The sequence below is a fragment of the Streptomyces sp. NPDC127177 genome, from assembly GCF_042672475.1.
In the GTDB taxonomy this organism is placed as follows: domain Bacteria; phylum Actinomycetota; class Actinomycetes; order Streptomycetales; family Streptomycetaceae; genus Streptomyces.
Genome location: NZ_JBHXUW010000041.1, coordinates 61,611 through 81,428, shown reverse-complemented (window position 1 = coordinate 81,428; position 19,818 = coordinate 61,611). Strand labels below are relative to the sequence as shown.

18 protein-coding genes are annotated in these 19,818 nt (G+C 70.8%); 3 read left to right on the top strand and 15 right to left on the bottom strand.

Annotated elements, in window-relative coordinates; genetic code table 11:
* The first annotated feature begins 260 nt into the window (after positions 1 to 260).
* Positions 261 to 866: a hypothetical protein gene (locus ACFVJX_RS24605; protein WP_384136494.1), complete on the top strand. Its 606-nt coding sequence runs from the start codon at positions 261 to 263 to the stop codon at positions 864 to 866.
* Here ACFVJX_RS24605 and ACFVJX_RS24600 read toward each other — a convergent pair.
* Together ACFVJX_RS24600 and ACFVJX_RS24595 are read right to left on the bottom strand one after the other, a co-directional pair.
* Positions 863 to 1,075 carry a DUF397 domain-containing protein gene (locus ACFVJX_RS24600; RefSeq protein ID WP_384136496.1) on the bottom strand — a complete coding sequence of 71 codons (213 nt, stop codon included), beginning with the start codon at positions 1,073 to 1,075 and terminating at the stop codon, positions 863 to 865. The genes ACFVJX_RS24605 and ACFVJX_RS24600 overlap by 4 nt on opposite strands.
* Entirely contained in the window at positions 1,072 to 1,899 is an 828-nt protein-coding gene (locus tag ACFVJX_RS24595; protein WP_384136498.1) for a helix-turn-helix domain-containing protein, read from the bottom strand. The genes ACFVJX_RS24600 and ACFVJX_RS24595 overlap by 4 nt, the downstream gene beginning before the upstream one ends.
* A 106-nt stretch (positions 1,900 to 2,005) precedes the next feature.
* Here ACFVJX_RS24595 and ACFVJX_RS24590 point away from each other — a divergent pair, with 106 nt between their 5' ends.
* The gene (locus ACFVJX_RS24590; protein ID WP_384136500.1) at positions 2,006 to 2,272 is read left to right on the top strand and encodes a hypothetical protein; all 267 of its coding nucleotides are present in this window, start codon (positions 2,006 to 2,008) and stop codon (positions 2,270 to 2,272) included.
* Between the two features lie 185 nt (positions 2,273 to 2,457).
* On the opposite strand, the gene ACFVJX_RS24585 is transcribed toward ACFVJX_RS24590, so the two are convergent.
* The 7 genes from ACFVJX_RS24585 to ACFVJX_RS24555 all read right to left on the bottom strand — a co-directional run bounded on the left by ACFVJX_RS24585 (position 2,458) and on the right by ACFVJX_RS24555 (position 9,751).
* Complete coding sequence (locus ACFVJX_RS24585) at positions 2,458 to 3,351, bottom strand: septum formation family protein (RefSeq protein WP_384136502.1); 894 nt, start codon at positions 3,349 to 3,351, stop codon at positions 2,458 to 2,460.
* A gap of 55 nt (positions 3,352 to 3,406) precedes the next feature.
* Entirely contained in the window at positions 3,407 to 3,865 is a 459-nt protein-coding gene (locus tag ACFVJX_RS24580) for a VOC family protein (RefSeq protein ID WP_384136504.1), read from the bottom strand.
* Positions 3,846 to 4,550, bottom strand: a complete 705-nt coding sequence (locus ACFVJX_RS24575; protein WP_384136506.1) for a class F sortase — start codon at positions 4,548 to 4,550, stop codon at positions 3,846 to 3,848. The genes ACFVJX_RS24580 and ACFVJX_RS24575 overlap by 20 nt, the downstream gene beginning before the upstream one ends.
* Positions 4,547 to 5,983, bottom strand: coding sequence for a hypothetical protein (locus tag ACFVJX_RS24570; RefSeq protein WP_384136508.1), 1,437 nt, complete (start codon positions 5,981 to 5,983; stop codon positions 4,547 to 4,549). The genes ACFVJX_RS24575 and ACFVJX_RS24570 overlap by 4 nt, the downstream gene beginning before the upstream one ends.
* A gap of 70 nt (positions 5,984 to 6,053) precedes the next feature.
* Entirely contained in the window at positions 6,054 to 7,604 is a 1,551-nt protein-coding gene (locus tag ACFVJX_RS24565) for an FAD-dependent monooxygenase (protein WP_384136510.1), read from the bottom strand.
* 86 nt (positions 7,605 to 7,690) lie between these two features.
* Positions 7,691 to 8,677 (bottom strand): EamA family transporter RarD, encoded by a 987-nt coding sequence (rarD, locus tag ACFVJX_RS24560; RefSeq protein WP_384136511.1) that lies wholly within the window; start codon positions 8,675 to 8,677, stop codon positions 7,691 to 7,693.
* Between the two features lie 213 nt (positions 8,678 to 8,890).
* Positions 8,891 to 9,751 (bottom strand): SDR family oxidoreductase, encoded by an 861-nt coding sequence (locus tag ACFVJX_RS24555; RefSeq protein WP_384136513.1) that lies wholly within the window; start codon positions 9,749 to 9,751, stop codon positions 8,891 to 8,893.
* Positions 9,752 to 9,861: 110 nt separating this feature from the next.
* On the opposite strand from ACFVJX_RS24555, the gene ACFVJX_RS24550 reads away from it, so the two are divergent.
* Positions 9,862 to 10,302 (top strand): winged helix-turn-helix transcriptional regulator, encoded by a 441-nt coding sequence (locus tag ACFVJX_RS24550; RefSeq protein WP_384136515.1) that lies wholly within the window; start codon positions 9,862 to 9,864, stop codon positions 10,300 to 10,302.
* A 15-nt stretch (positions 10,303 to 10,317) separates the two neighbouring features.
* Here ACFVJX_RS24550 and ACFVJX_RS24545 read toward each other — a convergent pair whose 3' ends face one another.
* From ACFVJX_RS24545 to ACFVJX_RS24520, 6 genes are all read right to left on the bottom strand, one after another.
* Positions 10,318 to 12,273, bottom strand: coding sequence for an APC family permease (locus tag ACFVJX_RS24545; protein WP_384136517.1), 1,956 nt, complete (start codon positions 12,271 to 12,273; stop codon positions 10,318 to 10,320).
* 143 nt (positions 12,274 to 12,416) lie between these two features.
* A complete protein-coding gene (locus ACFVJX_RS24540) occupies positions 12,417 to 13,475 on the bottom strand; it encodes a 2-oxoacid:ferredoxin oxidoreductase subunit beta (protein WP_384136519.1) in 1,059 nt (352 codons plus the stop codon).
* Positions 13,468 to 15,420 (bottom strand): 2-oxoacid:acceptor oxidoreductase subunit alpha, encoded by a 1,953-nt coding sequence (locus ACFVJX_RS24535; RefSeq protein WP_384136521.1) that lies wholly within the window; start codon positions 15,418 to 15,420, stop codon positions 13,468 to 13,470. Before ACFVJX_RS24535 ends, ACFVJX_RS24540 begins: the two co-directional genes overlap by 8 nt.
* Before the next feature lie 439 nt (positions 15,421 to 15,859).
* A complete protein-coding gene (locus ACFVJX_RS24530) occupies positions 15,860 to 16,519 on the bottom strand; it encodes a LuxR C-terminal-related transcriptional regulator (protein ID WP_384195342.1) in 660 nt (219 codons plus the stop codon).
* Between the two features lie 201 nt (positions 16,520 to 16,720).
* On the bottom strand, positions 16,721 to 18,076 hold the full coding sequence (locus ACFVJX_RS24525) for a sensor histidine kinase (RefSeq protein WP_384123379.1): 1,356 nt from the start codon (positions 18,074 to 18,076) through the stop codon (positions 16,721 to 16,723).
* Between the two features lie 264 nt (positions 18,077 to 18,340).
* Positions 18,341 to 19,567 (bottom strand): sensor histidine kinase, encoded by a 1,227-nt coding sequence (locus tag ACFVJX_RS24520; RefSeq protein WP_384123378.1) that lies wholly within the window; start codon positions 19,565 to 19,567, stop codon positions 18,341 to 18,343.
* Positions 19,568 to 19,818 lie beyond the last annotated feature (251 nt).

Below are 19,818 nucleotides of genomic sequence, written 5' to 3'. Positions count from 1 at the left end.
CCGCGGGACAACTCCACACCGGCCCTAGGACCGCCCGTCCCACGGTCGGCCGGCAGAGCGCGGTCTAGGGTCATGTCATGCCCCTGCCTGTAGCTCCGAAGCGCCGGTCCACGCTCGGCGAAGAGCTCGCGTTGCTGCGGCAGCGGCAGCGCTCGCGTCGGCGTCGGCTCGTCACGGCTGCCGGAGCCGGTCTCTGCGTGATCGTCGGAGGCTTATGGCTTCCTCTGGTCGCCGGGCCCGCACCGGGCAACCATGCGCCCATGGCCATATGCGCCTTCGGCACCACCACGCTGCGCGCCGATGTGGACGCGGACGGGCGCCTGGACGAGATCCGCGACCTGAACCGCGACGGTGCCGGCTCAGTGGCCTTTCAGAGGGGCGATCACCGCACCGCAACCGTCGGCGTCGGCGCTGCCCTCGGCTTCTGGCAGAAGCTGCGTGGTGCACCGAAGGACGGCATGGCGACCCGGGGAACCTTCGGTGACTTCGACGGTGACGGGTACCTCGATCTGGCGCTCTTCTACAGTCAGCGCGACTCGGGCGACAGCCCACGGGACAACATGCTGGTGCATGAGGTGCGCCACGGGCCCCTCGCCCGCGACCTGAGCAGCGACCGGACCGCCACCATCCGCATGGGGCAGTCGGCTTTCGTGTTCGGGGTGTGGGTCACCGACACCGACCACGACGGCCGCTCCGAGCTCCAGGTCCTCCAGTCGGCGGGGGACGGCATGGCTGCCCGCCACATCGGCCGGCAGAGCGGCAGCGGGATCTCTGTGAGCGGCGAGGAGGCCGACACCTACGCGGGGTCGGACTGGCCCGAGGCGGAGCTCGGGCCGCTCGGCTTCCCCGTCTGCGCGGCTCGTTAGCGCAGGGAGCCGAGGTCGCCGCGCCTGATGCCCGTCACGAAGGTGGCGAACGCGGCGGCGGACAGGTCCAGGACCGGGCCGGCCGGGTTCTTGGAGTCACGGACGGGGACCACACCGCGGGTGGCGACGAGGTTGGCGGCGATCTCTACGCATGCGCCGCCGTTGTTGCTGTACGAGGAGGTGTACCAGCGGGGGGATTCGGTCGTCACGGAGTGCCCTTTCGTAACTGCTCGATCATGGCCACAGATGCCGACTGGGAGAGCGCCTCAGCCTGTAGCTGATGGTAGGCCGTGAGCAGAGGCAGTACGAACGTACTTTCCCGTTCGAGGTGGCCCTGTTGAGTCGACTCGGCGTACGACATCAGCTGGCGGTCCGGCAGTGTCAGCACGTAGACGGGCAGGTCGAAGGGGCGGCGCACACCCATGGCGAACGGCGCGATCTGGAGGACGGTGGTCGGCAGCTCGGCGAACTCCACCAGCCGCGCCAACTGGGCGTCCATGGCGGCGGGATCGCCGATCGGGCGACGGATGCAGCTCTCGTCGAGTACCACCAGCACCAGGGGTGGAGGTGTACGGATGAGCATCGCCTGCCGTGCCGCGACGAGGTCCACCCGCTCGCGTGCCTGGTCGGGCGTGATGGCCCCCCGCCTGACTGCGCTCTCCGCGAGAGCTGTTGCGTACTCCGGTGTCTGGAGCAGGCCGGGCATGACACCCACCTCGTAGAGCCGGATCTCCGCAGCGCGACCCTCGTGCCCCACGTACTCCGGGAACCCTTCCAGCAAGGCTGTGTGGCGTACGGCACGGCCCTGGCGCTCGAACTGGTCGCCTGTGCCAAAGGCCTTGTCGATGCTGTTCGAAAAACGGGGAGTTGGGGATCGGCGGCCAGTTTCGACAGCCGAGATGTGAGTCCCCGAGTATCCCGTGCGCTCTGCCAGTTCGTCCTGTGTCCAGCCGCGTTCGTCCCTCAACGTGCGAAGACGTTCCCCGAATGCTGCGGCGGGGGAGCTCTCCGGTTCCAGCTCTTTGCGGTTCACGGGTTCCCGCCCAACTCTCCGTACGACTACTGCAAGTTGAAGACACCCCAACTCTAGGCCACGCTCAATCCCCTTGGTAGTGGAACGACTACGGAGAGGAGTGACCGTGTCCGCAGAGAACGGTCCGCCGAAGACGCAGGAACTTACGCAGCCCCCGCCCCCCGGCACACTCGTGGCGGACGTCAGCCGCCCTGAACGTGACCGGGTGGGGGAGTTCCGCGGAGTCGCCGGCCCCTACTGGATGCTGCGCCCGGCAAAGGGCGGCGCCGAGTGGGAGGCGTTGCCCGAGAGTGTCCGCATCGCCACCCCCGCCGAGCGCCTCGGTGCCAGAACCGCGCGGGAGAACGCCAGGAGCCGGGGTGAGGTGGCGTGAGTGCCCCGAGTGGTCCCGACCGCACCCCCGGCTCCGTCGAATGCCCGGAGTGCCAGGAGTTCGACCTGGCCGAGGCTGTGGCGAGGGGCGAAAAGGACGCCAGTCGGGAGACCGACTGCCGGGTGTTACGCAGGCGGCACCAGGACGCGGAGCACGGGGGCCGGACGTGAAAGGGCGCGCACCGGTCAGCCGCTCGCCAGCGAGCCGGTGTGCGCCTTCTTCGACACTGCGTAGCAGATGGAGGTGTGGTATTCGCTCGACCACTGGTCGGGCCTGGGGGACAGCCAGTGCGGATCCACGTCCGGCTTGTCGCCGCCCAGGTACTTCTTGACCGCGTCAGGGCAGCGGTCCTTGGTCCGCTGGAGCATCTCGTCCATGCTGGGCGCCGGGCCTGCGGGGTCACCGAGGTCCACGACGCCGGGAACGGCTTCGGTGCGGTGCGGTTCGTCGCAGGGGATGACGTCGTTCGGTCCTCCCGGCTCCGGCTCGCCCTTCAGGCAGGCCTGCAGGGTGCCGAGGCCGTGAGCGAGGGCGGCGTACAGGGAGCCCTTCCGGCGCACGGGCTCGTTCTCCGGGCTGCGTTCGGCGAGCAGGCAGGCGAACCACCGGTCGCCGTTCTTCCACTGCTTCTCCGTCGGCCAGAACGCCACCGTGTCGAGCCGGCTGGCCTCCCAGTCGGAGCTGTCCAGATAGCCGGGGACGGCGGCGTCGCAGCGGGGGCGGGCGTACTTCTGCACGGGCGGCGGGTAGTTGTCCGGAACGGACGACGGGAACGACGCGGACTTCGTCACCTCGTACTCGTGCGGCCGGTCACAGCCGACCTTCGTCACGCCGTCCTTGAGCTCGACGCAATCGCCCGGCCGGTACGGGCCCGCCCCGGTGCGTTCCGGCCGGGGAGACGGACTGGCCGAGGGCTTCCCGCTCGTGCCGGGAGAGGCCGCGCCGCTCTCTGTCGCGCCGGGGGCGGCGCCGCCGCCTTTCGCGGCGCCGCCCGGCGCCCCGTGCTCCGATGTGCAGCCCGCGAGGACGGCGACCGTGAGCAGCAACGCGGCGCAGCCACGACGGGAGTTGAGCCTCATCCCGTGCACGGTACACGCCCTCGGTGACGCTCCGGGACCTGGCAGGACCGCTGGGTCACTGCACGCAGAACTCGTTGCCCTCCGGGTCGCCGAGCACCGTCCACGTGCCGCCCGGCTCCGCGACCTGGCGGAGCACCGTCGCGCCCAGGCCCTCCAGCCGGGTCACCTCGGCGTCGCGGCGGTCCGGGCCGGCGTGGAGGTCCAGGTGGAGGCGGTTCTTCACCGTTTTGGGTTCCGGGACGCGTTGGAACAGGAGGCGTCGGCCGTGGCCCGTGCCGCTCTCCTGGTCGTAGGGGTCGTCCGGGTGGCGGGCCGCGGCCAGGTCGAGCCAGGCGCGGCGGCCGTGGGCCGTGGTCGTGAGGGTCTCCGGGACGGCTCCGGCCGCCAGGAGGCGTTCGATCAGGGGGCTGTTGTCCTCGATCTCGTAGCCGAGGGCCGAGGCCCAGAAGGCGGCCTGGGCGTGCGGGTCTGCCGCGTCGATGACGACTTTCCAGTCAAGAGGCATGCGAGTCATTCTTTCCCGGAAGGGGTGGGGGCGTGGGCGTTTCCGGCGCCTGGACGGACGTCAGGCGGGCGAAGGCCACCACGTTGGACTGGTAGCCGCCCGCGCTGCGGTCGTACACGCCGCCGCAGGTGAGCAGGCGGAGCTGGGCGTCCTTCGTCGCCCCGTAGACGCGGTTGCTCGGGAAGTGGCTCTTCTCGAACTCGTCGATCGCGTAGATGCGGAAGGTCGCCACCGTCCCGTCCGCCCGGCTCACGTCGACCCGTGCTCCGGGCCGCAACGCGTCGAGTCCGGCGAAGGCGGCGGGGCCGGTGGGCGTGTCGACGTGGGCGACCACGATCGCGTTGCCGGGGGAGCCCGGGGTCACGCCGTCCCGGTACCAGCCCGCCAGGTTGCGGTCCGCCGGGTCCGGCACGCCGAGCTTGCCCCGGGCGTCCAGGGTCAGGTCCACCAGGGGTGCGCTGACCCGGAGTTCGGGGATGACCACGCGGACGGGGCGGGAAGGGGGGAGGGGGGCCGAGGAGGTGGGCGCGGAGCCGGACCGGGCAGCGGCGCCGGTGCGGGGGCCGGGGTCCGCGAGGGGAGAGCCCAGCAGCAGGACCAGCGCCGCCGTGGCGGCCGGGACCAGGCCGGCCGCCACGGTCAGGCGCGGGAACAGCCGCCGGGGCGACTGTTCCCGCAGGGTGCGGGAGCTCAACCGCGTCGGCGCCGCGCCGTGCGGAGTCCGCCGAACGTGGCGGCCACCGCTGCCAGCAGGCCGGCCGCGCCGACCGCCAGTGCGGGGCCGGAGAGTCCGGTGTAGCCGGCGCCGGTCAGCGCCGTGGAGCCGTCACCCGCGTCGACCGGGCCGTCGGGCAGGGGCGCGCCGCCGGTGCCGTGGCCGCCGCCCCAGTGCCCGTTGCCGTGGCCGGGCGGGGTGGGCTTGGGGTGGTGGGGGTGCGTGGGGGAGGGGGACGGGCTGGGGCCCTTGCCGGCGGCGGTGATCCGGCTGTGGTCGGTGGCGCTGATGCCCGTGCGTACCGGGCCGTCGGTGCCGTCGACGGTGACGGTCAGTTCGGTCGTCACGTCGAGCGGGCCCGTCGGGGCGCCCTCGGCGGCGGCCAGGGTGAACGCGGCGCCCGCCTTCCCGCCCGGCTCCAGAGTGCCGCCCGCCCGCAGGTTGGTGCGCAGTTCGCCGGTGAGCGAGCCGTCCGTCTGCTGCGTCAGCGGGACTTCGGAGCCTTCGGATGTGACGGTCAGCCGGTCCGCCGTCAGGCCGGCCGGGCCCTTGAGCGTCAGATGCGTGCCGATGCCCTGGTACTCGGGGCCGTCCGCCGGGTTGGTGTAGGAGGCGTCGGCCGGGCGGGGGCCGTCGCCCGCCTTGATCTCCTCGGGGACGGTGAGTGCGGCCGATGCGCGGCCGGTGACCGCGAAGTCCCAGATGGTGCCCTTGGCGGTGATGTTGTCGACGTACGTGTTCAGAGTGCCGTTCGGGTCGCCGAGCCGGCCGATGTTCGCGATCACCCCGTACGCGCCCTCGCACTCCGTGGCGAAGTGCGACAGCGGGGCGTCCCCGCCCGCCGGGATGCCCGCCGCGGCACGTGAGGTCCGCACCACGGAGTCGCCGGTGAGCCGGTACTTCTGCCAGGTGTCGGGCTTCAGTGCCGCGCCCTGCTCATCGGTGTTGCTGCCGGGTTCGAACGACAGGGTGGTGAAGCCCCCGCAGGAGGCCGGGAACTGGAGGTTGGCGCCGATGTTCGTCACGCTGGAGCCTTCGGACGCCGTGTACGCCCAGTACGAGACGCCCGCTTCCAGCAGCGGCCCAATTGCCTCCGGCGTCCAGGTCGCGTTGAAGTAGTGCGCGACCTGGGCCTGTTCTCCGGCCGCGATGGCCAGGCGCAGGCTGCCGTTGAGATGGACCGGGTCGGGCTTCGGGGAGATCTCCTGGACCCCGGGGTCCCGGTCGGGGGTCGTTTCCTGGAGACGGAGCCAGGGGCCGTCGGGGCCGAGCCCGTCCTGGTGGACGGTCTGCACGGTGTCGTCCCCGGCTGCGGTGGGAGCGAATCCGCAGGCGAGGACGGACACGGCGGAGAGTGCGGCGGTGGCGGTCGCGGTGCGCAGGAGCGTGCGGGACGTTCCGGGCGTGCGCATGGGTCGGGTCATAAATGTGAGGAAAATATAAGCTGTGGGTCATCGTCTGGATTGACCCGCTGTGGCGCGCTCAAGCTCGCTCCAATGCCTCACCGTTCAGGTATTCGGCGACGGTCCGTTGGTCCGAGGCGGGCGCGATCAGGGCGATGTGGTTGTCCGGCCGGACCAGCACCAGGGCGTCCTCGTCCGGGCCGATGCCGTACGCCGAGCGGGCCCGGCCGCCCTCGTCGGCCAGACCGTGTGCGGTGCCCGCGTCCACCGCGTACGCCCGCAGATCGTTGCCGTGCGCTGCGGCCGCCGCCCGCAGGGCCGGGGTACTGCCCGCGCCGAAGCCGAGCAGGGTGAAGTGCGGTCCGGCGAAGGCCTCGAACAGTCGACGCGGTGCGCCGGTTCCCGTGTCCCGGCAGGGGGCGTCCGGCGCCCGGTCGCCCGCGCGCAGCCGGCCGGTGCCGCCGCCGGTGGCCAGTGAGCTCCAGCGGTAGCTGTTGTCCAGGCCGAAGGTCTGCGGGGTGACCGCCGAGTCGAGGCCTCCGCCGGGCTTCCTGATCGCCTCCAGCGTGGCCCGCAGTCGCTCCGCGGTGAGGTCCAGGGTGTGGGCGGCGACCGGCAGCCGCTCCTCCTCGTAGGTGTCCAGCAGCTCGGGCGCCGCACGGCCGGTGGCGACCCGGGCGAGCTTCCAGCCCAGGTTGAACGCGTCCTGGATGCCGGTGTTCATGCCGAGCCCGCCCGCGATGGAGTGCACATGCGCGGCGTCACCGGCCAGGAACACCCGGCCCACCCGGTAGCGGTCCACCATGCGTTCGTTGACCCGGTAGGTGGAGAGGAGCGCGGCCCGCGTGAGGAGGTCGCCGGGCAGGTGGGTGTGCTTGGCGAAGAGGCGTTGGAAGCTCTCCAGTGACGGGGGCACGGGGCTGCCGGAGGCGTCCGTCTCGGGGCCGGCCTGGAACCACCAGCCCGAGGCGGTGCCGGGGATCGGACAGAGCATGACCGCGCCGTCCTCGTCGAACCACTGGTGCCAGACGCCGCGGTCCGGGCCGCTCGCCTCGACGTCGCCGCAGACCATCACCTGGTGCTCGTCGGTCTTCCCGTCGAACGGGACGCCGAGCAGCTTGCGCACCGCGCTGTGGCCGCCGTCGCAGCCCACCACGTACCGGGCCGCGATCTCCGCGCCGCCGGCGAGGGTGGCCGTCACGGAGTCCTCGTCCTGGGCCAGCCCCACCAGTTCGGTGCCGGTCTCGACCTCTACGCCGTACTCCGCGAGCCGGGCGCGCAGGATCTCCTCCAGCCGCCACTGGGCGATCAGCCAGGGACGGTCGTAGGGGGTGTCCGGTGTCGGGTGCCCCGCCGCGAACGGGTCCGCCTCGTGGACCGGCTGTCCGCCGCGGTACTTGCGCATCGGGAGCGGCGCCGAACCGGCGGCGAGCACCGCGTCGATGACCCCGAGGTCCTCCAGGACCTCCAGGGAACGCGGGTTGGGGCCCTTGGCCCGGGAACTGCGCGGGAACTGCGGGGACCTGTCGATGATCCGTACGCCGACGGACCGCCGGGCGAGATCGACGGCCAGGGTCAGTCCGGTCGGGCCGGACCCCACGATCAGCACGGTGGTGGTGGTGTTGGGCATGCGTACTCCTCGGTCGCGGTTCCTTGTGGTCCAGGGAAACGTAACCGAGTTAAAAAAGCAACCAGGTAATTATTGTGGGGCGGGGGTCAGGGGGTCGGCGTCGTCAGGGGGGAGGGGGAACCGGAATCCTCGGCGCCGGTCGCGACCGTCTTCCCCGCGGCTGCCCGTGCGGCCGACGCCTGCACCCTCGTGCGACGCGACGTCCGCAGCGCGTCCCAGGTCAGCAGCGCGAGTGCCAGCCAGACCAGGGCGAATCCGGCCCACCGCTCCGGCGGCATCGCCTCGTGGAAGTACACGATCCCGAGGATGAACTGGAAGACCGGCGCCAGATACTGCAGCAGGCCGAGCGTGGAGAGCGGTACGCGGATCGCCGCCGCCCCGAACAGGATCAGCGGCACCGCCGTGACCACACCGGTCGACGCGAGCAGCGCCGCGTGCCCGATGCCTCCGTAGGTGAACGTCGACTCGCCCCGCGCGGCCAGCCACAGCAGATAGCCGAGCGCGGGCACGAACATCACCGCCGTCTCGGCCGTGAGCGACTCCAGACCGCCCATGCCGACCTTCTTCTTCATCAGGCCGTACGTCGCGAAGGAGAACGCCAGGATCAGCGAGATCCACGGCGGCTTCCCGTAGCCGATCGCCAGGACCAGCACCGAGGCCACGCCGGTGGCGACCGCCACCCACTGCACGGGACGCAGCCTCTCGCTCAGGAGCAGGACGCCCATGGCGATGGTGACCAGCGGATTGATGAAGTAGCCGAGGGATGCCTCGACGACATGTCCGTGGTTCACGGACCAGATGTACAGGCCCCAGTTGACGCTGATCACGACCGCGGCGACGGTGATCAGCGCCAGCTTCCGCGGCTGCCGCAGCAGCTCGCCGATCCAGGCCCAGCGGCGCAGTACGAGCAGGGCGATGCCGACGACGCCGAGCGACCAGGCCATCCGGTGGGCGAGGATCTCGACCGCCCCGGACGGTTTCAGCAGCGGCCAGAAGAGCGGGACCAGGCCCCACAGTCCGTAGGCGCCGAAGCCGGACAGGAGCCCGGCCCGCTTTTCGTTCGTCCCCTTCACGGGCCCTCCCGGCAGATGCGCGTCCGACGCTTCGTCGGCCAGACGAAGGTAGCGCCGACCGGGCCCGGTGTCATAGCCGTATTGCCTGACGGTCATGACATCGGGCCCGGGGGGTTGGTTCTGTCGTGTTCCTGTGCGTGGCCCGGGGGGTGGTCCTGTCGTGTTCCCGTGCGTGACCCGGGGGGTGGTCCTGTCGTGCTCCGTGCGTGTGTCCTACTGGGCGGCGACCGCTGCCTTGACGCTCTCGGCGAGCGGAGTCGTCGGGCGGCCGATCAGCCGGGCCAGGTCGCCGCTGGTGCCGGCCAGCCGCCCGCGCCGGATCGCCTCGTCCACGTCCACCATGATCGCGGCGAAGCCCTCGGGCAGTCCGGCGCCGACCAGGATCTCCTGGTGGGCGGCGGCCGGGACGTCGTTGTGGACGATCTCCTTGCCGGACACCTTGGCGACCTCGGCCGCGTACTCGGCGAGCGACCATGCGGTGTCGCCGCTCAGCTCGTAGGCCTTGTTGAGGTGGCCGTCGCCGGTCAGGACAGCGACGGCAGCCGCCGCGTAGTCGGCACGGGAGGCGGCCGCGATCCTGCCGTCGCCCGCGTTGCCCACAACGGCGCCGTGCGCGAGCACGGGGGCCAGGTTCGCGGTGTAGTTCTCCGTGTACCAGCCGTTGCGCAGGAAGGTGTACGGCAGCCCGGAGTCGAGGATCAGCTGCTCGGTCGCCTTGTGCTCGTCGGCCAGCACGAAGTCCGCGTCGGGGCCGCCCAGGATGCCGGTGTACGCGAGCTGCGCCACGCCCGCCGCCTTCGCCGCGTCGATGACCGCGGAGTGCTGGGAGACCCGGCTGCCGACCGTGTTGCCGGAGATCAGCAGCACCCGGTCGCCGGCCGCGAAGGCTCCGGTCAGCGTCTCGGGCCGGTCGTAATCGGCGATCCGCAGCTCGACGCCGCGGGCGGCGAGGGCGGCGGCCTTCTCCTTGTCGCGGACGACGGCGACGATCTCGCTCGCGGGGACGGTGTTCAGCAGCTGCTCGACGACGAGACGGCCGAGCGCTCCGGTGGCTCCGGTGACGACGATGCTCATGGGGTATTGCTCCTCTTTATGTACTCATGTGGCTGTTCATGCGTTCTGGTACTCACCCTAGGAGAGACACTAACCAAATGAAAGTACCCACTTTGAAGTAAGGTACTTGCATGAGCGTACGAAGCGTGGAGCGGCAGCCCGTACGACCCGTACGACCCGTGGAGCGACGGCCTGATGAGCGACGGCCGGATGTGCGGGAGCCGGTGTGCCCGTCCCGGGTGGTGCTCGAACACGTCACCAGCCGCTGGGGCGTTCTGGTGCTCGCCGCGCTGCTGGAGCGCTCGTACCGCTTCAGCGAGCTGCGCCGCGAGGTCGGCGGGGTCAGCGAGAAGATGCTGACGCAGACGCTGCGGACGCTGGAGCGCGACGGCTTCGTGGACCGGGACGCCCAGCCGGTCATCCCGCCCCGGGTCCACTACTCCCTCACCGACATGGGCCGGGAGGCCGCCGAGCAGGTATGGGCCCTGGCGCGCTGGTCGGAACGGCAGCTGGACGCGGTGGACGCGGCGCGCACGGCGTACGACGCGCGCAGGGAGAGCGGGGCCGGCTGAGCGCGGGGCCCGCACTCAGCCGGGCCGGTGCCGACGCCGCTGCTCCAGCGCCCGCAGCTCCCGCGAGACGTCGAACGGCAGGATCGTCACCACCACGTGCGGCAGCTGCGCCAGCGTCTTCGCCATCTTCTCGCCCGTGCCCCGGTGCAGCACCTTGCCGAGCGCGTTGCTGTACGTCCGCCAGGGCACCAGGACCGTCAGCCAGGTCTCCTCGTCCTCGGTGGTGCGGTACGCCAGCTCCTTCATGGCGTGGCGCAGCCGCCGGTCCGGGCACTCCACCAGCTCCAGTGCCACGGAGGTGGCCGTCGTCGCCTCCCAGCGGGCGGCCAGCCGCCCGGCGTACGCCTCGTCGATCGAGAAGTGCACCGCCCGGATCTCGTCGGGGCGCAGCTCGTGGGCGTACCGCAGGGCCTTCAGCGTCGCCAGGTCGAGAGCCTCGACGAGGACCATGACCAGATGGTGGCGGAATACCGCCCTGTCGGCGCCCGGCGCCTGGATGCCCTGGAGCACGGTGGCCTCGCGGCGGTACTCGCGGTTGATCCGCATCAGCCCCCACACCCCGAGCGGGAAGACCACGACCACCAGCCAGGCGCCCTCGGTGAACTTGGTGACGGCGAAGATCAGTACAACGGCCGCCGACGTGACCGCGGCGAGCCCGTTGAGCGCGATCTTCGGCCTGCGGAACCGCTCCCGGCGCCGCAGGTGGTAGACGGCGAGGCCGGCCCCCGCCATGGTGAACGCGGTGAACACCCCGATCGCGTACAGCGCCACCAGCTTGTCCACACTGGCACCGGTCACCAGCAGCAGCGCGAGGGAGACGACGGTCAGCGCGATGATGCCGTTGGAGAACGCGAGGCGGTGCCCGCGCCGGGTCAGCACCCGCGGCAGGAAGCGGTCCTCGGCGACGAAGCTCGCGAGGTAGGGGAAGCCGGTGAACGGGGTGTTGGCACCGGTGTAGAGGACCAGCGCGGTGGCCAGCTGCACGAAGACCAGCCCGGCGGTGCCGACGACCCCGTTGCCGAAGGCGAGGTGGGCCTCCTGCGCGATGACGGTCGGCGTGCCGTCGGCGTACGGGACGGCGTGGGTGAAGTGCGCCAGCGTGGAGACGCCGAGCACGAGCACACCGAGGACCGCACTCATGGTGATGAGGGTGCGGCGCGCGTTGCGGCCCTGCGGCTCCCGGAACGCCGAGATGCCGTTGGAGATCGCTTCGAGCCCGGTGAGGGACGAGCCGCCGTTGGCGAACGAGCGCAGCACGATGAAGAGCGAGGCGCCGTAGGCCCAGCCGTCACCCGGCGTGCCGAGCGGTACCACCCCGGCGGCGTGCAGATCGGCGTGCGGCAGATGGCCGGTGAGCCCGCGCAGCGCGGCGGCCACCATGACCAGGCCGATGGCGGCCATGAAGAGGTAGGCGGGCAGTGCGAACAGCCGGCCCGCCTCACGGACCCCGCGCAGGTTCCCGTACGCGAGGAGCACGATCACTGCTACGGAGACCGGCAGCTGGAGATGGTCCAGGCCGGTGAACTCGTCGCCGGCCAGGTGCGCGAGCGAGATGAGGGCGTTGGTGCCGGCCGAGACCTGCACGGCGACGGTGACGATGTAGTCGACGAGCAGCGCCACGGCGGCGACCTGGGCGACGTTCGGACCGAAGTTCTCCCGCGCGACCACGTACGATCCGCCCGCCCGGGTGTAGATCGTCACCACATCGCTGTAACAGAGCGTCAGCAGCAGCAGGACCAGCAGGATCGCGAACGTCACCGGCATGAGCAGCGTGAAGGCCGCGGCACCGACGACGGGCACCAGGACCCGGAGCATCTCCTCGGAGCCGTACGCGGACGAGCTGATGCAGTCGGATGCGAGCACCCCGAGGGCCGTGCGGTTGTCCAGCTTCTCGTCGCTGATGTGCCGGCTGGTCAGCGGCTTGCCGAGCAGCTGTCTTTTGATGCGGTACGCCGGGCGGTCCAGGGCCATGGCCCCATGGTGAGCGGCGGACGGACGCCACACGGTCCGCAATCGCCGGGCCGCACCGGAAGTCTGCCCGTTCGGCGACGCGGAGCGGCCCCCGGGACCGTTCCCGGGGGCCGCTCGGCGTCACCGCACAGGGCGGGCGGGCCTCAGCCGACGACCGTCCAGTTGTCCTTGCCCGCGAGCAGGGCGCCGAGGTCGCCCTTGCCCTGCTGCTCGATGGCGGTGTCGAGCTGATCGGCCATCAGCGTGTCGTAGACCGGCCGTTCGACGCTGCGCAGCACCCCGATCGGGGTGTGGTGCAGGGTGTCGGGGTCGGCGAGCCGGGACAGCGCGAACGCGGTGTTCGGGCTCGCGGCGTGCGCGTCGTGGACGAGGATCTGCGAACGGTTCTCCTCGGTGACCGCGACCACCGACAGATCACCGGTCAGCGAATCCCGGACGACCCCCTTGGAGCTGTCGGCGCCGAAGAGGATCGGCTGCCCGTGCTCCAGCCGGATCACCGCCTCCTGCGCCTGCTCCCGGTCCTTGAGGACCTCGAACGCGCCGTCGTTGAAGATGTTGCAGTTCTGGTAGATCTCCACCAGCGCCGTGCCCGGGTGGTCGGCCGCCGCCCGCAGCACACCGGTGAGGTGCTTGCGGTCGGAGTCGACCGTACGGGCGACGAAGGACGCCTCCGCGCCGATGGCCAGCGACACCGGGTTGAAGGGGGAGTCCAGCGAGCCCATCGGCGTCGACTTGGTGATCTTGCCGATCTCGGACGTCGGGGAGTACTGGCCCTTGGTGAGTCCGTAGATCCGGTTGTTGAACAGCAGGATCTTCAGGTTCACGTTGCGGCGCAGCGCGTGGATGAGGTGGTTGCCGCCGATGGAGAGCGCGTCGCCGTCACCGGTGACGACCCAGACCGACAGGTCGCGCCGCGAGGTGGCGAGGCCGGTCGCGATGGACGGGGCGCGGCCGTGGATCGAGTGCATCCCGTAGGTGTCCATGTAGTACGGGAAACGGGAGGAGCAGCCGATGCCGGAGACGAAGACGATGTTCTCCTTCGCCAGACCGAGCTCGGGCATGAAGCCCTGCACGGCGGCGAGGACCGCGTAGTCGCCGCAGCCGGGGCACCAGCGCACTTCCTGGTCGGACTTGAAGTCCTTCATGGACTGCTTGGCCTCGGCCTTCGGCACCAGCGTCAGGAGTTCGTTGGTCTCAGGCATCGATGGCCTCCTCGATGGCCGTCGCGAGCTGCTCGGCCTTGAACGGCATGCCGTTGACCTGGTTGTAACTGTGGGCATCCACCAGGTACTTGGCCCGGATGAGCGTGGCCAGCTGCCCGAGGTTCATCTCCGGGACGACCACCTTGTCGTAACGCCTCAGCACCTCGCCGAGATTCCGCGGGAACGGATTGATATGGCGCAGATGGGCCTGCGCGATGGGGCGCCCGGCGGCGCGCAGCCGGCGCACGGCTGCGGTGATGGGCCCGTAGGTGGAGCCCCAGCCCAGGACCAGCGTCCGGGCCTGAGCGGGGTCGTCGACCTCCACGTCCGGGACCTCGATGCCGTCGATCTTGGCCTGTCGGGTGCGGACCATGAAGTCGTGGTTGGCGGGGTCGTAGGAGATGTTGCCGGTGCCGTCCTGCTTCTCGATGCCGCCGATGCGGTGTTCGAGGCCGGGGGTGCCGGGGACCGCCCAGGGGCGGGCAAGGGTCTGCGGGTCGCGCTTGTACGGCCAAAAGACCTCGGTGCCGTCGGCCAGCTCGTGGTTCGGGCCGCCGGCGAACTGCACGCGCAGGTCCGGGAGCTGGTCGATCTCCGGGATGCGCCACGGTTCCGAGCCGTTGGCCAGGTACCCGTCGGAGAGGAGGAAGACCGGGGTGCGGTAGGTCAGGGCGATCCGGGCGGCGTCGAGCGCCGCGTCGAAGCAGTCCGCCGGGGTCCGCGGGGCCACGATCGGCACCGGGGCCTCGCCGTTGCGCCCGTACATCGCCTGGAGCAGGTCGGCCTGCTCCGTCTTGGTGGGCAGACCGGTGGACGGGCCGCCGCGCTGGATGTCGATGATCAGCAGCGGCAGTTCCAGGGAGACGGCGAGGCCGATGGTCTCCGACTTCAGGGCCACCCCCGGCCCGGACGTGGTCGTCACCCCGAGTGCCCCGCCGAACGCGGCGCCCAGCGCGGCGCCGATGCCCGCGATCTCGTCCTCGGCCTGGAAGGTTCGCACGCCGAAGTTCTTGTGCTTGGACAGCTCGTGCAGGATGTCGGATGCCGGGGTGATCGGGTACGAGCCCAGGTAGACCGGCAGGTCCGCCTGCCGGCCCGCGGCGATCAGTCCGTAGGACAGCGCGAGGTTCCCCGAGATGTTGCGGTAGGTGCCGATGGGGAACGTCTGGGAGGCCGGGGCCACCTCGTAGCTGACCGCGAAGTCCTCGGTGGTCTCGCCGAAGTTCCAGCCCGCCCGGAACGCGGTCACGTTCGCCTCGGCGATCTGTGGCTTCTTGGCGAACTTGGTCCGCAGGAAGGCCTCGGTGCCCTCGGTCGGCCGGTGGTACATCCAGGAGAGCAGCCCGAGCGCGAACATGTTCTTCGAGCGTTCGGCCTCCTTGCGGGGGAGCCCGAACTCCTTCAGTGCCTCGATCGTGAGCGTGGTCAGCGGCACCGGATGGACGTTGTACGCCTCCAGTGAGCCGTCCTCCAGCGGATTGGTCGCGTAGCCCACCTTCGCCATCGGCCGCTTGGTGAACTCGTCGGTGTTGACGATGATTTCGGCGCCTCGCGGCACATCGGCGATGTTCGCCCTGAGTGCGGCCGGGTTCATCGCGACGAGCACGTTGGGTGCGTCGCCGGGGGTCAGGATGTCGTGGTCGGCGAAGTGGAGCTGGAACGACGACACGCCCGGCAGGGTGCCTGCGGGGGCCCGGATCTCGGCGGGAAAGTTCGGCAGGGTGGAGAGGTCGTTCCCGAAGGAAGCCGTCTCCGAGGTGAACCGGTCACCCGTGAGCTGCATGCCGTCGCCGGAGTCACCCGCGAAACGGATGATCACCCGGTCCAGACGGCGGATCTCTTTGTCACCGTTGCCTGCTGCGGACTGGGGGGCACGCTGTCCCCCTACGAGCGCCTCACTGGCCTCATCGGCCTGTTCGGCTGGGCTACTGACCTGGCTGGTCACTTACTGGACCTCCCTCGGCGCGGCGGCTCGGAACCATCCGGCCCGCCGGCGGTCCCGAGCCCCACCCTACGTCTGTAAGGGTCGCCTTCCTCTGGCCGATCGCATGATGGACGGCATTTTGAGACGCTATTCGGCGCTGTTCCGTCATGATTCATCAGCCACCCGGTTCCTCGTCGGACCCTCGCTGGAGCCAGCGTGGAGCGAGTCGCCGGATTGCCCGTCCGGACGCGGCAGGGAGCGCCCCGGCCGCTACCTGACAGGGTGTCAGAAGTTTGGGGCGGCATCAGGAGCTCGGAATCAGGAATGCAGAACCGGGGGCGGGGGCGGGGGGCCGGGCCGGGTGGCCCGGGGCAGGGGGTTCATGGCCGGCCCCGGGCCAGGAATTGAGGTCCGGGGGCCCAGGGGCCCGGGGCAGGAGTGGAGGCCCAGGGGCCCCGGGTCAGGAATTGAGGTAGGTCAGCACGGCCAGGACCCGCCGGTGGTCGCCGTCACTGGGGGAGAGCCCCAGCTTCAGGAAGATGTTGCTGACGTGCTTCTCCACCGCACCGTCGCTCACCACCAGCTGCCGGGCCACCGCCGAATTGGTCCGCCCCTCCGCCATCAGGCCCAGGACCTCGCGCTCACGGGGCGTCAGCCCGGCCAGCACGTCCTGCTTGCGGCTGCGGCCCAGCAACTGCGCCACCACCTCGGGGTCCAGCGCCGTACCGCCCTGCGCCACCCGGACCACCGCGTCCACGAACTCCCGGACCTCGGCGACCCGGTCCTTCAGCAGGTACCCCACACCCCGGCTGGACCCGGCCAGCAACTCGGTGGCGTACTGCTCCTCGACGTACTGCGAAAGGACCAGCACCCCGATCCCGGGGTAGTCCTTGCGCAGCCGCACCGCCGCCCGCACGCCCTCGTCGGTGTGCGTCGGTGGCATCCGCACGTCGGCGACCACCACATCGGGCAGCGCGTCCTCCGCGGCGAGCTCGCCCACCGTCTTGATCAGCGCTTCCGCGTCCCCGACGCCTGCCACGACATCATGACCGAGATCCGTCAGCAGCCGGGTGAGTCCTTCCCGGAGCAGTACCGAATCCTCGGCGATGACTACGCGCACCCTGTCCTCCACCACGACGCTTCTTCCCCCACTGCTCGCTGTTCCCGCCCGTATGCCGTTCAGCATCCCAGCATCCCGGCACCGGCGGTGACGTAACCAGCCGCTGAAGGGTTGCGTCACCGCCGGTGCGGAACGCCCGGCCGCCGGACGGGACCCGGGGGCGGGACCGCCCGGCGGCCGGGCCGGGGGAAGGCGGACCGGTCAGCCGCGCCACGGGAGCTCGGCGGTGACCGTCGTCGGACCGCCGGCCGGGGAGTCGACGACCAGGACACCGTCCACCGCGTCCAGCCGCTCGGTCAGCCCGGCCAGACCGCTGCCCGACATCGGATCGGCGCCGCCGCGGCCGTTGTCCGTGACCTGGAGCATCAGCCGGTCCGCCGTCCGCCACACATCGACGGAGGCACGGGTCGCGCGGGCGTGCTTGCTGACGTTCTGGAGGAGCTCGGACACCGTGAAGTAGGCGATGCCCTCGATGGCCTGCGCCGGCCGGGAAGCCAGGTCGACCTCGACCGTGACGGGAACGGTGCAGCGGGAGGCGATGGCGGAGAGCGCTGCGTCGAGTCCGCGGTCGGTGAGGACGGCGGGGTGGATGCCGCGGGCCAGGTCGCGCAGTTCCTGGAGGGCGACCTTGACCTCGCCGTGCGCCTCGCCGACCATCTTGGCAGCCGCGTCCGGGTCGGCCGTCAGCTTCTCCTTCGCCAGCCCCAGATCCATGGCGAGGGCGACGAGACGGGCCTGGGCGCCGTCGTGCAGATCGCGCTCGATACGACGCAGGTCGGCGGCGGCGGTGTCCACGACCACACCCCGGTCCGACTCCAGCTCCGTGACGCGCGAGGCCAGCTGGGACGGGCTCAGCAGCCCGGTCAACATCAGCCGGTCGACCTGGGTGAGACCGCGGATGATCCACGGGGTGACCAGGACGACCACCAGCCCGAGAGCACAGGTCGTCGCCAGTTCGAAGCCGGAGTCCAGATAGACCTGGTGGGTGGCGTCCCCGTACAGCTGGATGCCACTGACCCCCACGTACGCGGGGAAGATCCAGTGCCACAACGGGTAGGTGAGGGCGGCCCAGCCCCACGACCAGAACGTCAGCGAGACGCAGAAGGCGAAGACCGCCCACGGGAAGTGCAGCAACGAGTAGAGCAGGTGCCGCCAGGACACCCCGCTCTTCAGGACCGCCCCCACCCAGGACATCGGGCCACCGGTCCGGCCCCGCACCCGCGCGGGAGCGGGCACGTCCAGCTTCAGCAGGCTCCTGGCCCTGACCCGCTCCACCGCGCCGAAGCCCCGGCACACGGCCAGTGTCACGGCGAGCAACGGAACTCCGAGGAAGGTGATGAGCAGACCCGCGCTCACCGACGTCATGGTGATCGCGAAGCAGAACAGCACGACGCTGATGGGGAAGCTCAGCATCAGATAGACGAACTCCCGCCAGGTCCGGGCCTCGACGGGGGCACGCAGCCAGGCCGGCACGACATGCCTCGTCCCGGCGCGTTCCCCGGAGCCGGTTCCCGGTCGCTCATGGTCCCGTGTGTCAGGTCCGTATGCCATGGCCATGGGTTCCGTCCGTTTCTCTGCTTCTGTGCGGCTGGCTGGCTGGCTGTGCCCACTGTGCGTACGTCAAGCGGTTCGTACTTCGGGCCGTGCCCACTTCAAGCTGTGCGTACTTCGGGCCGTACCTATTTCGGGCCGTGCGTACTTCAAGCTCCGCGTTCCTCAAGCTCTGCGTTCCTCAAGCTGTCCGTACTTCAAGGATGCTGGCCCGCGGGGCCGCACACCATGAGGGCGGTATCCCTCTTCGACCGGGGGTTTTCCCCACCCTCAGCGCCGCTCGACCGCATCGCGGCGGTCCGTGCGGGGCCCTGTCGCACCCCTCTCGTCCTCCCGGTCGCGCCAGGGCAGCTCGGCGGTGACCGTCGTAGGGCCGCCGGGCGGGGAGTCGAGTACGAACAGGCCGTCCACGGCACCCAGCCGCTCCGCCAGCCCCGACATCCCGGTACCGCCGTCCAGCGAGGCCCCGCCCCGTCCGTCGTCGGTGACCTGGAGCAGCAGCCGGTCCGCGGTCCGCCAGACATCGACGGACGCCGTACGCGCCCCGCTGTGCTTGCTGACGTTCTGGAGGAGCTCGGACACCGTGAAGTAGGCGATGCCCTCGATGGCCTGCGCCGGCCGCCCCGGCAGATCCACCCCCACCGTGACGGGGACGGTGCAGCGGGAGGCGATGGCGGAGAGCGCTGCGTCGAGTCCGCGGTCGGTGAGGACGGCGGGGTGGATGCCGCGGGCCAGGTCGCGCAGTTCCTGGAGGGCGACCTTGACCTCGCCGTGCGCCTCGTCGACCATCCTGGCCGCGGCCTCCGGATCGTCGGTCAACTTCTCCTTCGCGAGACCGAGCCCCATGGCGAGGGCGACGAGACGGGCCTGGGCGCCGTCGTGCAGATCGCGCTCGATACGACGCAGGTCGGCGGCGGCGGTGTCCACGACCACGCCCCGGTCCGACTCCAGCTCCGTGATCCGGCGTTCCAGCTCGTCGGACGGCGAGAGCAGCCCGCGCACCATGGCCCGGTCCGCGTTGGACATCAGCCGTGCCGTATAGGGGAGCACCGGCCACAGCACGAAGAGACTCACGAACGTCAACGTGAAGGTGAGCACCCCCCACGGCAGCCGGATGAAGGAGTACAACGCCGCACGCCAGCCCACCGGATCCTTCAGGCTCGACCACAGCCAGGCGAAGAAGCCCTCCTCGCGACGGACCGGAGCCATCGCGCTCGGCTCGTCGATCCGCACCCCGAGCAGGTTCCGCGCCCGGCCCCGCTCGGCCCGGCCGAGCAGCCGCGCACCCTGCAGCCCGGCGGCGAGCAGCGGCAGCCCGATCACCGTGACCGCCAGCCCCACACCGATGCTGACCATCAGAACCGTGTAGACGAACCCGACGATCGCCATCGGGAGATTGGAGAGGAGATGCGCGATCTCCTTCCACGTCCACGCGTCGAGGGCGGAGCGGACGGGCGGCGGCCGGTCGTTGTCGGGTACCTGGGGGCTCATGGTCATATGCCCAGCCTGCCGGGTGCGGCACCCGGACGCCATGGGGCTCATGGGTGGCGATGAAGTAGGGATAACCCCACTAGTTGCCCGACGCGACTGCTTACCGTCCCTTTACAGGGCCTAGACTCCCGTGCGTACAGATCGTCGAACGGGTTGAACAGGCTGAGCAGGTTGAACGGGTTGAACAGGTCTGAGGGAGCGAGGGGGCGGACGTGACGGACGTGACGGGCCTGTCGGGCGTGGCGGACCTGCCGGAC